A 13031-nucleotide genomic window follows, 5' to 3' on the forward strand; every position below is an offset into this window, starting at 1 on the left:
CGAGATCTGGTGAGGATAGGGCTCCAAGGGTGGTCAGACGTGGGAGGCGGCTTGCCGGGTCTCGGGCAGCGTACGGGAGCGGTCGAGGGCGGCTCGGGCGCTGGTCTCCGGTCGCAGGTCGAGTCGGCGCAGCAGTTGCGCGTTGAGTGCGACGACGATGGTGGACAGGGACATCAGGAGGGCGCCGACGGACATCGGCAGGACGAAGCCGATGGGTGCGAGGACGCCGGCCGCGAGCGGGACGGATATCAGGTTGTAGCCGGCCGCCCACCACAGGTTCTGCTTCATCTTGCGGTAGCTCGCCCGGGAGAGCTCGATCACCGACAGCACGGAGCGGGGGTCGTCACTGGCGAGGATGACTCCGGCGGAGGCGATCGCGACATCCGTGCCGGCGTCGATGGCGATGCCGACGTCGGCTTGGGCGAGGGCGGGGGCGTCGTTCACGCCATCGCCGACCATCGCCACCGTGCGGCCTTCGGCCTGGAGTTCTTTGACTTTGGCGGATTTGTCCTCCGGCCGGACCCCGGCGAAGTACCGGTCGATGCCGAGCTCGGTCGCGACCGACGTGGCGACAGCGTCGGCGTCGCCCGTGATCATCACGACCTGCACGTTCTGGGCGTGCAGTGCATCGACGGCCTGCCGGGACTCCTCTCGGATCTCGTCGGCGAGCTTCAGCGCGCCGGCCACCTGCCCGTCGATGAGGACGTGGAGGATGATCGCGCCATCCTCCCGCCAGGAATCGGCGACGCGCAGCTCGTCGACCCCCGCCTCGTCGAGCAGGTTGGGGCCGCCGACGCGAACGTTGTGGCCGTCGACCATGGCCGACACGCCGACGGCCGGGGACGACTCGAAACCGGTCGCCCTGCTCACCTGCAGCTTGTGAGCGGCCGCGGCGTCGACGATCGCCCGCGCCAGGGGGTGCTCGGAGTCGGATTCGGCCGCGGCCGCCAGGCCCAGCAGTTGATCGGAGCTGGTGCCGTCGGTCGTCTCGACGGCGATGACGGCGGGTTCGCCCTTGGTGAGGGTCCCCGTCTTGTCGAAGAGGACGGTGTCGACGGTGCGCATGCTCTCCAGCGCCAGACGGTCCTTGACCAGGACACCGCCGCGGGCGGCGCCTTCGGTGGCGATGGAGACCACCAGCGGTATGGCCAGCCCGAGTGCGTGCGGGCAGGCGATCACCAGAACGGTGATGGTCCGTACGACGGCCTCGTCGGGAAGCCCGATCATCGTCCAGACCGTGGCGGTGATGACGGCGGCGCCGAGGGCGAACCAGAACAGCCACGCCGCCGCGGTGTCCGCGATGCGCTGCGCGCGGGAGGAGGAGTTCTGCGCGTCGCTGACCAGGCGCTGAATGCCCGCGAGGGCGGTGTCGTCGCCGACCGCCGTGATCTGGATGCGCAGGCCGGAGTCGGTCGCGACCGTGCCCGCGACGACGGCGTCGCCGACATCGCGGCGGACGGTGCGGGATTCGCCCGTGATCATCGACTCGTCCATGCTGGCCGAGCCGGAGACGATGCGCCCGTCCGCCGGGATGCGTCCGCCAGGACGGACGACGACCACGTCGCCGACCTGCAGGTCGGCGGGAGCCACCTGCACGGTGCTGTCGCCCTCCACACGCTCCGCCTCATCGGGGAGCAGAGCGGCGAGCGAGTCGAGCGCCGATGTGGTCTGCGCCAGGGATCGCATCTCGATCCAGTGCCCCAGCAGCATGATCACGATCAGGAGCGCGAGCTCCCACCAGAAGTCGAGTCCATGGTCCAGGAGCCCTAAGCTGGCGCCCCAGGAGGCGAGGAAGGCGACCGTGATCGCGAGCGCGATCAGCAGCATCATGCCGGGCTTGAGGGCGCGCAACTCGCTGACCGCGCCGGTGAGGAAGGGGCGGCCTCCCCACGCGTACATGACGGTGCCGAGGATCGGTGAGATCCACGCGACCCAGGCCGCGTCGGGCAGCGGGTACCCCAGGATCATGGCGAACATCGGAGAGAAGCCGACCACGGGGATGGCGACGATCAGCATGATCCAGAACAGCCGCCGGAACTGACCGACGTGGTCGCCGTGGCCGGCGTGGCGGTCGTGTCCGTTGTGATCGGTCATGGTGTGAGCCCTTCACCTGGGTGATGTGCTGGGGTCCTGAGTTGTCAGGCGGTCTCGAGGATGCGGGTGGAGGTGTCGGCAGCCGGTGCGGTGGCGGCGCCGCGGGGCCGGAAGCCGCGGAGCCGGAGGCTGTTGCTAACGACGAAGACGCTGGAGAACGCCATCGCGGCTCCCGCGATCATCGGGTTGAGCAGGCCGAGGGCGGCCAGCGGGATCGCCGCCACGTTGTAGGCGAACGCCCAGAACAGGTTGGTCTTGATGGTGCCCAGGGTGCGGCGGGCGAGGCGGACCGCATCGGCTGCGGCCCGCAGGTCGCCGCGGACGAGGGTGATGTCGGCGGCCTCGATGGCGACGTCGGTGCCGGTGCCCATCGCGAGGCCGAGGTCCGCGGTCGCCAAGGCTGCGGCATCGTTCACGCCGTCGCCCACCATCGCCACGGTCCTGCCCTCGGCCTGAAGTCGGCGGATGGTCTCTGCTTTGTCCTGGGGGAGCACGTCGGCGACGACCGTCTCGATGCCGACGGTATCGGCGACCTCCCGCGCGACCGTCGCGTTGTCGCCGGTCAGTAGGATCGGGGTGAGGCCGAGCTGCCTGAAGGCGGCCACCGCCTCGCGGCTGGTCGGCTTGATGGCGTCAGCGACGACGAGCAGTCCGCGGGCCTCGCCGTCCCAGGCGACGCTGACGACCGTCCGGCCGGCTGCCTCCGCAGCGTCCTTCGCGGCGGTGAGGGAGTGGCCGAGAGGGATGGACCAGTCCTCGAGAAGCGACGCACGGCCGACCAGTGCCAGGTGGCCGTCGACGACGCCTTGCACTCCGCGACCCTCGATGTTCGCGAAGTCCTCCGGGGCAGGGAGCGATCCGGTGCGCTCGGCCGCTGCGGCGGCGATGGCCCGGGCGATCGGGTGCTCGGAGGCTGCCTCGACGGCGCCGGCAACGCGCAGGAGCTCGGTCTCGTCCACCCCGGGAGCTGTCACGGCGTCGATCAGCGTCATCTTCCCCGTGGTGACGGTGCCCGTCTTGTCCAGAACGATGGTGTCGACGGTTCGGGTCGACTCCAGCACGTCCGGTCCCTTGATCAGGATGCCGAGCTGCGCGCCGCGCCCGTCCCGACCAGCAACGCAGTGGGGGTGGCAAGGCCGAGCGCGCAGGGGCAGGCGATGATCAGCACCGCGACGGCGGCGGTGAACGCTGTCGTGGCAGGGTGGCCGGTGATCAGCCACGCGGCGAGGGTGACGACGGCGATGCCGAGCACGATCGGAACGAAGATTCCGGAGATCCGATCGGCGAGGCGTTGCACCTCGGCCTTCCCGGACTGCGCCTCCTCCACCAGCGTGGCCATCTGGGCGAGCTGAGTGTCGCTGCCGACGCGGGTCGCCCGCACGAGCAGTCGGCCGCCCGCGTTGACCGTGGCACCGGACACCGCATCGCCGACGGTGACCTCGACCGGAACGGACTCGCCGGTCAGCAGGGACATGTCGATCGCGCTCGCACCGTCGACGACGACGCCGTCCGTGGCGATCTTCTCGCCGGGCCGGATGACGAACTCGTCGCCGACCTGCAGCCTCTCGATCGGGATGCGGGACTCCTGACCGTCCCGCAGCACCGCGACATCCTTCGCGCCCAACTCCAGCAACGCCCGCAACGCCGCGCCGGCCTGCCGCTTCGACCGCTTCTCGAAGTAGCGGCCCGCGAGGACGAACGTGGTCACCCCGGACGCGACCTCGAGGTAGATGTTGCCCGCGCCGTCGGAGGCGGCCACGGTGAAGCTGAAGCCGTGCGTCATGCCCGGCATCCCGGCCGTGCCGAAGAACAGCGCATACAGCGACCAGCCGAACGCGGCCAGCGTGCCGATCGACACCAGGGTGTCCATCGTCGCCGCGCCGTGGCGGGCGTTGATGAACGCGGCCTTGTGGAACGGCCATGCGCCCCACAGGACGACCGGCGCCGCGAGCGTCAGCGAGAGCCATTGCCAGGAGGTGAACTGCAGAGCGGGGATCATCGCCAGGGCGATGACCGGCACCGACAGCGCGATGCTGCCGATCAGACGGTTGCGCAATCCCGTCAGCTCCGGGTCGCTGTCCTCGTCGGCGGCCGCGGGTCGCCCGGACGGAAGAGCGGCGGTGTAGCCCGTCTTCTCCACCTCCTGGATCACCGTGGCCACCTCCATGCCGGCCGGAATCGAGACGCGCGCCTTCTCTGTCGCGTAGTTGACCGTCGCGGTGACGCCGTCGAGGCGGTTCAGCTTCTTCTCGATCCGCATGGCGCACGACGCGCAGGTCATTCCGCCGACCTCGAGTTCGAGCATCGCGCCACGTGCGGCTGGAGCGGGGGAGGCTGCCATGTCGTACTCCTTGCGGTGGGGGATCGAGGGTGGTCGTTACTTGCGGACGGCGGCGTAGCCGGCCTCGTCGACCGCGGCCAGCACCGCGGCATCGTCGACACCGCTGCCGGTGGTGACATGAAGAACGCCATCGGTCGCCGAGACCTTCACGCCGTCGACGCCGGCGACCTGCCCCACCTCGGTGGACACCGCCCGCTCGCAGTGCTCGCAGGTCATTCCGGTCACCTGGTAGTCGATCGTCTCCATGAGTCCTCCGTTGACGTAGGGATACCCCGAGAGGGTATCGGTGTGTATGAACAGAATACCCCCGGGTGGCATTCCCGCAAGCTCGACGGGGCCGTGCGGGCGCGTGCGGACCGGTCCTCTATAATCTGCGTATGGATGCAGATAAGGCGATATGCGGCCGTCTTCCCGACAGTCAGTTCGTCGAGCTCGCCGTCGAGGTGTTCGGGATGCTCGCGGACGCGACGCGGGTGCGGATCGTGCTGGCGCTCAAGGACGCGGGGGAGTTGTCGGTGAACCACCTGGCGGACATCCTCGACAAGCAGCCGTCGGCGGTGTCGCAGCACCTGGCGAAACTGCGCCTCGCGCGAATCGTCTCGACCCGTCAGGACGGGCAGCGGGTGTTCTACCGGCTTGAGAACGAGCATGCCAGCCGGCTCGTCACGGACGCGATCTTCCAGGCGGAGCACTCGCTCGGCGGCACCCCGAGGCACCACCACGCGCAGGCCGCCGTGGCCGAGGGGTCGGCGCATGAGCGGCACCCACACGCACGAGCACGGCGGGCACGCGCACGACCATGACCACGAGCACGGCCATGACCATGATCACGACCACGGCCATGATCATGACCACGAGCACGGCCACTCGCACCCGCACGGCGGCGTGAAGGGCTTCCTCTACGACCTGTTCGTCCCGCATACGCACGATGCCGCCGACTCGGTCGACGACGCGCTCGAGGCGAGCAAGGCCGGCGTGACGGCGGTCAAGGTGTCCATGCTGATCCTGCTCGGCACGACCATCCTGCAGTTCGGCTTCGTGCTGTTCACCGGGTCAGTCGCACTTCTGGCCGACACCATCCACAACTTCGCGGATGCGCTCACCGCAGTGCCCCTGTGGATCGCGTTCGTGCTCGGCCGGCGCGTGGCGACCCGCCGCTACACCTTCGGTTACGGGCGCGCCGAGGATCTGGCCGGGCTCTTCATCATCTTCGTCGTCGCGCTCTCGGCCGTCGTCGCCGGATGGGAGGCGATCGACCGCTTCATCCATCCGCATCCCGTGCAGAACGCCTGGTGGCTCATCGCGGCCGGCCTGATCGGATTCGCAGGCAACGAGCTGGTGGCGATCTACCGCATCCGCGTCGGCCGCAGGATCGGCTCGGCCGCGCTGGTCGCGGACGGCGTGCATGCGCGCCTGGACGGCGTCACGTCGCTTTCGGTCGTCCTCGGCGCGATCGGCGTGCTGCTCGGCTTCCCGATCGCCGACCCGATCATCGGCCTCCTGATCGCGGTGTCCATCCTGATCCTGCTGTGGGGGACCGTGAAGTCCGTCGGCGCGCGCCTGATGGACGCCGTCGACCCGCACCTGATCGAGCGGGTGGAGCACGGCCTCGAGCACACCGAAGGTGTCACCGGCGTCCGCAGCGTCAAGCTGCGCTGGTCCGGGCACCGCCTTCTCGGATCGGCCGTCGTCACCACGAGCGCGCAGAGCCTGCACGACGCCACCCATGTCGCCGAGCACGCTTCGGACCGCGTGCGCGGCGACCTGCGGAACCTCGACGACTTCGTCGTCACCCCGGTGGCCGCCGACCACTGACGACGCGACCGTGGACAGTGAAGAGGGGCGCAGGATCGGTGATCCTGCGCCCCTCTTTGCGGGTGCCGCTCAGCCCTGACGGGCCTTCATCCGCGGGTTCTTCTTGTTGATGATGAACGTGCGGCCCCGGCGGCGCACCACCTGAGCGCCGGGCATCGACTTGAGCGAACTCAGCGAGTTGCGAACCTTCATGACGGACCTCCCTTGTTGAAACCTATTCTCAATAACACGAGAGGGCCGCGTTTTATTCGCCGAGCCGGGGATCAGACCCCGAAAGTCGCCAGCCAGGCGTCGACCACCGGGATGTCGATCCGCTGGTACCCGCCGAGGTAGCGGCAGTTGTCGGTGTAGCCGTAGCTCGTCACGGCGACGAGCTTGTCGCCGAGGAACACCGGACCGCCCGAGTCGCCGAAGCAGGTGCCGCCGGTCCCGCGTGTGTCGTTCGGGTTGCCGTTCGTCTGCAGGATCTGCGGCGTGAGCTTCTGGCCGGGCATGTCCACGTAGCGGCGGATGAGCGGGTAGCTCATCGGCTGCGGCTTCTGCGGGCCGGACTCCGGCTTGCGCACCTCTGTGCCGTATCCGACGGCCGTGAACAGCGTCTTCGACAGGTCGCTCGTCTTGATGGCGTCGAGGGTGCCGACCGGCGCGATCTGCGGGTACCCCGACCCGAAGGAGGCGACCGGCTGGTCCAGCACGATCACGCCCACGTCGTTCCAGTTCGCGGTGTCGGTGAAGTCCGAGTACTTCGGATGCGTGTACGCCGTGCCCGAGTAGTAGCCGGCGGCCGCGATCTCGGCGGCGGTGTATCCCGCGCTCGGGTCGGCGGCGACCGGGAACGGCGCGGGCGGCTGCTCGGCGATGACCGAGTCGAAGGTGACGAGCGTCTTTCCCAGCGTCCCCGACGTGCAGTGGGCGGCGGTCAGCACGACCGTCGGCGACACCAGCGTCGCCGAGCACCGGAAGCGGCCGTCCGCGTCGTAGAACAGGATCAGACCGACATCCGGGTGCTTGTCCCCATCGGCTGTACCACCCGTGCTGGCGACCGCGGGTGTGCCGACGGCCAGTCCGGCGAGCGTGGCCAACGCGATGGCGGCGGCCAGGATTCTCTTGCGCATGGATCCCCCTTGGATCTCGGAGCGGTTTCGATTCTCCGAGTATGTACGTTCCCTCAGAATTCATCCAGAGGCAGCAGGGGAGGGGGTGCGGGATTGCGCACATGCGCAGGACCGGTCAGCCCAGTAGCCGTGCGAGCCGGTCGAGCTGCTGACTCCATCCGGGCTCGAGGCCGGCGATCATCGGTGCGGACGCCGCGTCGGCTCCGGATGCGGTGATGCGCAGTCTGAGCGCGGTGCCGCCGCCATCGGTATCGCCGTCGGGGGAGAGGGTGACCTCGACGACCACCTCGAAGAACCGCCGGCCGTCGGCGTCGACGGGGGAGAGGTCGAAGACGACTCGCCGGCCGTCGACGACATCTCGCACTGCTCCCGAGGAGGCGTACTCGGCGCCGTCCGCTTCGCGCAGCACCAGTTCGACAGGCGCGCCGATCTCGGGGGAGATCGCGCACCGCACCACCGTGAAGTGTCGGGGCGCCCACCAGCGGGCGGCCTCGGCGGGGTCGGTCCACGCCTGCCACACGGCGTCCGTGGACGCTGGGAACGTCCGCTCCAGCAGGATGTCGGCGCTCGCGCCGGCAGTTCTCACGGCTTCGGCGTACCGGGCGAGCGCGACGTCGTCGGCCGTCTCGGATCCGAGCCCGGCGAACCAGTCCGCGAGTTCTGCCATGGCGGAGCGGTCTAGCTGGGCGAGGCGGCGCCGACCGAGGCGCTCGACCCGGATGACGCCGGCGGCTTCGAGCGCCTGGAGATGCTTCGTCGTCTGGGGCTGGAGGGCGCCCACAGCGGTCGCCACCTCTCCGACGGTTCGCGGTCCCGCGCTCAGCAGGGTGACGATGCGGAACCTCGCAGGCTCACCCATCGCCGCCAGTGCGTGTTGCACATCCACTCTGTCTCCCTCTTGACACATTCGTTAGGACGAATATATCGTCTGGCTCGTACCGTTGCAAACCTCCGAGAGGAACGACCATGAAGACCATCGAACGCACCGTTCCAGCGGCCCCCGAGACGATCTGGGAGCTGTGGACCACTGCCGAGGGAATCTCGCGCTGGTGGGCGCCGGACGGCTTCCGGACCGAGGTCGACAGCATCGACCTCCGTCCGGCGGGGGAGCTGGTCTACACCATGACCGCGGAGGACCCGGCTCAGGTCGCCTTCCTGGAGCAGAACGGCCTCCCGCTGAGCACGCAGGCGCGCAAATTCTTCACGGAACTCGATCGGCCGCGCCGTCTCGCCTACCGCTCGGTCATCGACTTCGTGCCCGACCACGAGCCTTACGAGCAACTGACCGTCGTCGACCTGGAACCGGTGGGCGACGGCACGAGGGTGGTCATGCAGGTCGAGGAGCTGCACGACGACGTGTGGACCGAGCGCCTGCTCGCCGGCCGAGCAAACGAGCTGGACAATCTGGTCCGGCTCGTCACGGCGGGCTAGCGTCCGGGAGCAGGACCACCAGCTCACCCGTCGTCCGGGTCATGGCCACGTACCGGTCGACCGCTGCCGCCACGTCGGCGCCGGGCTCGACGGCGGCGCCTCCGTCGGGGGCGGGAGGCGCGAGGAGCACGAGGTCGAACTCGAGCCCCTTCGCCTCGACCACGTCGAGTGACCGCACGCGTGGGCCGCCCGCGTAGTCCCGATCTCCGATGACGCAGGCGATTCCCTCCGCATGAACAGACGACCAGTCGGCGAGGATGCGTTCCCGTTCCGCCGACGGCGCGAACCGAACCGGGATGCCGTTGTCGCGGACCGAGATCGGGACGTTCGCGTCCGGCAGGACGGCGCGGATGACCGGTGCCGCCGCATCCATCACGGCGACAGGGGTGCGGTAGTTGACGGAGAGGGTCCTCACCGTTGCGCCTGGCAGGCCGACGTCCGACAGGCGTTCCCTCCAGGTCTCCCGGAAGCCGCGCCTGGCCTGTGCGCGATCGCCGACCACCGTCATGCTCAGGGACGGCACCCGCCGGGTCAGCATCAGCCACTCGGCCGGCGTCAGCTCCTGCGCCTCGTCCACGACGATGTGAGCGAAAGGACCGGCCAGAAGGTCGGTGGGGGACGCTTCATTTCCCTCGGCGGTGTCGAGTGTCGCCCGGAGATCCTGCCCTCGCAGCATGGACATGGTCTTGAGTTCGGAGTCGTCGCTCGCGATGAGATCCCGGATCACCTCGTCCATCACCGAACGGTCGGCCCTCGCGCGTGCCTGCTCGGCCCGCCGTCGGCGGTCGCGCTCGGGGTCCCCGGCACGCTGCGAAGCGGCGTCCAGCAGGGGCAGGTCGGAGCGCGTCCAGGGGCTCGCCTGCGACCGCTGCAGGAGCGCGGCCTCGTCGGCGGTCAGCCAGGGGGCGCAGCGGAGCAGCAGGGTCGGCGAGCTCCACAGCCTCCGGACGACAGCACCGGGGTCGAGAAGCGGCCACACCGCATCGAACACGTCGGTCAGTTCTGTCTCGTCCGCCAGCGCTCGGCGGATCCTCTCGGCTTCGGGGTTCCCTCGCTGAAGACCGTAGGCGTCGAACTCCTCCTCGCCATCGAAACCCCGGCGGCGGGTGTCGCCGTCCCAGCCCGCGCTCCCGGTGGCCCGCCCGTCGTCTGGCCACCCGTCGTCTGGCCACCCGTCGTCTGTCCACCCGTCGTCAAGCCATCCATCGTCCGTCTGCGCACCGCCCTGCCGCGTTCGCGCGGAGATGAGGTCGACGAGGACGTCCAGCAGCGCCTCCCAGATTTCAGCCCGCATCTCGTTGTGCGGCGCGGCGGGATTCGCAGCGCCGATCGCCTCCGCCCAGTCTCGCGGGGCGATCCGCAGTTCGCCCCACGGTGTGTCGAGGACTGCCGGACGGGTCGGCGGGCGCTCCCAGAGGGCGATCGCGGCTTCGACCGCCCCGGGCATCCGGCCGTCGCCCTTCAGCAGCGCGATGCGACGATCCTGCTCGGGGGCCGCATCCGCGCCCCCGGCACGAGGTCCGCGATGGTGCAGGCGCGAACCCCCTCCTCGCCGAGTCCGGGCAGGATGTCGGCGACGTAGTCGATGTAGGCGTGCGACGGGCCCACGAACAGCAGGCCCCCATGCCCGCTCCGTATGCGCGGGTCGGAGTAGAGCAGGTAGGCGGCGCGGTGGAGCGCGACCACCGTCTTGCCCGTGCCCGGGCCGCCGTCGACCACAAGGGCTCCGCGCCCGTCCGCGCGGATGATCGCATCCTGATCGGCTTGGATGGTGCCGAGCACATCCCGCATCCGGGGCGTGCGGCTTGCGCCGAGGGAGGCGATGAAGGCGGACTGATCGTCGAGGGCCGCGGGGGAGAGGGGACCCTCGTCCGTGAACGTCTCATCCCAGTAGTCCGTCACCCGGCGGTCGGTCCAGCGGTAGCGCCGCCGTGCGACCGCCCCGAGCGGATGCGCGAGGGTCGCACGGAAGAACGGCTCGGCCGCCGGGCTGCGCCAGTCGACGAGGAGCCGCTCCCCGTCGGCGTCGGTGAGGCCGATGCGCCCCACGTAGATCGTGCCCGTCGAGGTGATCACGCGGCCGATGCAGAAGTCGGCGCCGAAGCGGCGCAGCAGCCTGCCGCGCCGGTTCAGCCGGACGACCTCCACCTCGCGCTCGTACGCCTCCTGTCCGTTGCCTCCCGGCGTTGCCAGCAGCACGGCGAGGCGCCCCTCGAGCTCCTGGCGTTCGGCGGCGAGGCTGGCGTCGATCCGGGCGAAGTGACGGACGTCGTCGGCGATCAGGGCCGGTGCCGCCTTGGCGGGATGCGCGTCGAGAGCGAACGGCGCGGGGAAGGCCGCGATCAGCGCACCACCCGATACCGGATGTGCGTGGCGTGCGGGGTGTCGATGACCCTGAGGATCTCCAGCTCGATCTCGCGGGGGAGCAGGTCGAACAGACGGTGACCTCCGCCCAGGAGCACCGGGATGAGGTGCACCTGGATCTCGTCCAGCACCCCCTCCTCGAGGGCTTTCTGCGCGGTGTACCCGCCCTGCACGTACACGTCGCGATCGCCTGCGGCCTCCACCGCCTGCCCCATGGCGCTCGCCACCCCGTCGAGGACGTAGTGGACGTTGGGATAGCCCCAGCGCGCGGCCGGACCGGGTGGCCGATGGCTCGGCACGAAGATGGGGACGCCGTTGTGCACATCGCCACCCCAGTGGTCCATCAGCTCGGCGGTCCGCCGGCCCGTGACGACCGCACCGATCGCGTCGAGCTCGCCGGCAAGGGCTGCGGCCTCGCCGGTGAGAGCGGAGGCGTCGCCGCCGGGCGCGTACCACTCGTGAAGCCGGTTTCCGTCGTCACCGCCCAGGAAGTCGTCCGGCTTCGAGATGTATCCGTCGAGCGACACCGACATGTACAGGACCGTTGCCATCGCTGCTTCTCCTTACTCAGTGAATCGTTCGGTCGTCGCGCGGGACGACGCGGTAGGTGACGTGGAGGACTGTGCTCGCCGCTCGGGCGTAGACCTGCTCGAAATTCAGCGCCGGAACGCCGTCGAACAGGCGGGAGCCGGCGCCGAGGCTGAACGGGACGATGTGCAGCCGCAGCTCGTCGACCAGGCCGGCGACGAGGAACTGGTTGATGGTCTCCGCGCCGCCCTGGATCGAGATCTCTCCGTCGCCGGCCGCCTCGCGCGCCTGCGACAAGGCCGACGCGATGCCGTCGGTGACGAAGTAGTAGGTGGTGCCACCTTCCATAGGCTGCGGGTCGCGCGCATGATGGGTGAGCACGAACACCGGACCGTGGAACGGGGGATCGTCGCCCCACCAGCCGTTCCAGTCCCTGTCCCACTCGCCCCGCACGGGGCCGAACATGTTGCGGCCCATGATGTGGACGCGCGCGGCGGCCATCTGTTCGACCTCGGCGCGGTTCTCCTCGGCGTGGTCGAACATCCAGGAGTGAAGCCTGTCGCCCCATCCGTCGCCGCCGTCCTGGCCGAACGGGCGCTCCTCGGTCTGGTCGGTACCGGCGGCGTAACCGTCGGCGGTGATGGTCAGATTGGCGATCACGGATCCTCTGTTCATCGCGCTCACCGCCCGTAGCTCAGCAGGGTGTTGCGGGAACCGTCGAGGACGCGGGCCTCGACCGGCGTCAGGCTCACGGGTCGCGCGAACGCGGGGACCCCCTCGCCGATCGCATCCGGGCCGATGATGAGATCGAGCCGGTCCACGAGGCCGTCGGCCAGCAGCCCGTTCCACAGCGTGCCGCTGGCGAAGACGACGACCGCGCCTCCGTCGCCTTCCTTCTCCCGTGCGATCACCTCCCGGATCGCGTCGCCGCCCACGACCGTCGTGGTGTCGTGCCACGGGTTGTCTGCGGGCACCTCGTAGCGATCACTGACCACCAGCTTCGGGATGTCCTGGTAGCGGCGGCCGAATTCGCGGTTGACCGCGCTGAGGGCCGGATTCGACGGGTCCTCGGGCGCTTCGGAAACCGTCGGCCAGAAGGAACTGAACAGCTCGAAAGAGCGCCGACCGAGCAGAACGGCGGAGGCCTCGCGCAGGAGGCCGAGGTTGTGCGCATCGAAGGCAGCGTCGAGGTTCAGCGCGAGCGGGTTGCCGCCGGGGCCTGCGGCGAAGCCGTCGAGGGTCATGGCGGTGGAGACGATGAGCGGGCGCATGGGCGATCCTTTCAGACGAGGGTCCTCGCCAGGTGAGGCCTGCCATTCTCCGGGACGAGGGGGCTCTTGCGG

The 13031-nt window shown here is 69.7% G+C and carries 13 protein-coding genes and 1 pseudogene; 3 read left to right on the forward strand and 11 right to left on the reverse strand.

Features of this window, described 5'->3' with window-relative positions; translation table 11 throughout:
- Positions 1-33 precede the first annotated feature (33 nt).
- From ACQ86M_RS06520 to ACQ86M_RS06530, 3 genes and pseudogenes are all read right to left on the reverse strand, one after another.
- Positions 34-2094: a heavy metal translocating P-type ATPase gene (locus ACQ86M_RS06520; RefSeq protein ID WP_431247490.1), complete on the reverse strand. Its 2061-nt coding sequence runs from the start codon at positions 2092-2094 to the stop codon at positions 34-36.
- A gap of 44 nt (positions 2095-2138) precedes the next feature.
- Positions 2139-4435, reverse strand: a pseudogene (locus ACQ86M_RS06525) (heavy metal translocating P-type ATPase).
- 36 nt (positions 4436-4471) lie between these two features.
- The gene (locus ACQ86M_RS06530; protein WP_431221268.1) at positions 4472-4681 is read right to left on the reverse strand and encodes a heavy-metal-associated domain-containing protein; all 210 of its coding nucleotides are present in this window, start codon (positions 4679-4681) and stop codon (positions 4472-4474) included.
- Between the two features lie 131 nt (positions 4682-4812).
- On the opposite strand from ACQ86M_RS06530, the gene ACQ86M_RS06535 reads away from it, so the two are divergent.
- Both ACQ86M_RS06535 and ACQ86M_RS06540 read left to right on the forward strand, forming a co-directional pair.
- On the forward strand, positions 4813-5238 hold the full coding sequence (locus ACQ86M_RS06535; RefSeq protein ID WP_431247491.1) for an ArsR/SmtB family transcription factor: 426 nt from the start codon (positions 4813-4815) through the stop codon (positions 5236-5238).
- Complete coding sequence (locus ACQ86M_RS06540) at positions 5189-6250, forward strand: cation diffusion facilitator family transporter (protein WP_431247492.1); 1062 nt, start codon at positions 5189-5191, stop codon at positions 6248-6250. The genes ACQ86M_RS06535 and ACQ86M_RS06540 overlap by 50 nt, the downstream gene beginning before the upstream one ends.
- Before the next feature lie 69 nt (positions 6251-6319).
- Here the strand turns inward: ACQ86M_RS06540 and ykgO are convergent, their stop codons facing one another.
- From ykgO to ACQ86M_RS06555, 3 genes are all read right to left on the reverse strand, one after another.
- Positions 6320-6442 (reverse strand): type B 50S ribosomal protein L36, encoded by a 123-nt coding sequence (gene ykgO, locus ACQ86M_RS06545; RefSeq protein ID WP_064108940.1) that lies wholly within the window; start codon positions 6440-6442, stop codon positions 6320-6322.
- 71 nt (positions 6443-6513) lie between these two features.
- The gene (locus ACQ86M_RS06550) at positions 6514-7365 is read right to left on the reverse strand and encodes a trypsin-like serine protease (protein WP_431221271.1); all 852 of its coding nucleotides are present in this window, start codon (positions 7363-7365) and stop codon (positions 6514-6516) included.
- Between the two features lie 115 nt (positions 7366-7480).
- A complete protein-coding gene (locus ACQ86M_RS06555; protein WP_431247493.1) occupies positions 7481-8245 on the reverse strand; it encodes an SRPBCC domain-containing protein in 765 nt (254 codons plus the stop codon).
- An 86-nt stretch (positions 8246-8331) separates the two neighbouring features.
- Here ACQ86M_RS06555 and ACQ86M_RS06560 point away from each other — a divergent pair, with 86 nt between their 5' ends.
- Positions 8332-8796 carry an SRPBCC family protein gene (locus ACQ86M_RS06560; RefSeq protein ID WP_431247494.1) on the forward strand — a complete coding sequence of 155 codons (465 nt, stop codon included), beginning with the start codon at positions 8332-8334 and terminating at the stop codon, positions 8794-8796.
- Here the strand turns inward: ACQ86M_RS06560 and ACQ86M_RS06565 are convergent.
- The 5 genes from ACQ86M_RS06565 to ACQ86M_RS06585 all read right to left on the reverse strand — a co-directional run bounded on the left by ACQ86M_RS06565 (position 8783) and on the right by ACQ86M_RS06585 (position 12959).
- Complete coding sequence (locus ACQ86M_RS06565) at positions 8783-10243, reverse strand: hypothetical protein (protein ID WP_431247495.1); 1461 nt, start codon at positions 10241-10243, stop codon at positions 8783-8785. The two genes, ACQ86M_RS06560 and ACQ86M_RS06565, sit on opposite strands and share 14 nt — an antisense overlap.
- Positions 10244-10257: 14 nt before the next feature.
- The gene (locus ACQ86M_RS06570) at positions 10258-10995 is read right to left on the reverse strand and encodes a hypothetical protein (protein WP_431247496.1); all 738 of its coding nucleotides are present in this window, start codon (positions 10993-10995) and stop codon (positions 10258-10260) included.
- Positions 10996-11138: 143 nt separating this feature from the next.
- Positions 11139-11711, reverse strand: coding sequence for a dihydrofolate reductase family protein (locus ACQ86M_RS06575; RefSeq protein WP_431247497.1), 573 nt, complete (start codon positions 11709-11711; stop codon positions 11139-11141).
- Between the two features lie 16 nt (positions 11712-11727).
- Entirely contained in the window at positions 11728-12363 is a 636-nt protein-coding gene (locus ACQ86M_RS06580) for a dihydrofolate reductase family protein (RefSeq protein ID WP_431247498.1), read from the reverse strand.
- Between the two features lie 5 nt (positions 12364-12368).
- Positions 12369-12959 carry a dihydrofolate reductase family protein gene (locus tag ACQ86M_RS06585; protein ID WP_431247499.1) on the reverse strand — a complete coding sequence of 197 codons (591 nt, stop codon included), beginning with the start codon at positions 12957-12959 and terminating at the stop codon, positions 12369-12371.
- Positions 12960-13031 lie beyond the last annotated feature (72 nt).

The organism is Leifsonia xyli subsp. cynodontis, assembly GCF_050632205.1.
Taxonomy (GTDB): Bacteria; Actinomycetota; Actinomycetes; order Actinomycetales; family Microbacteriaceae; genus Leifsonia; species Leifsonia xyli_D.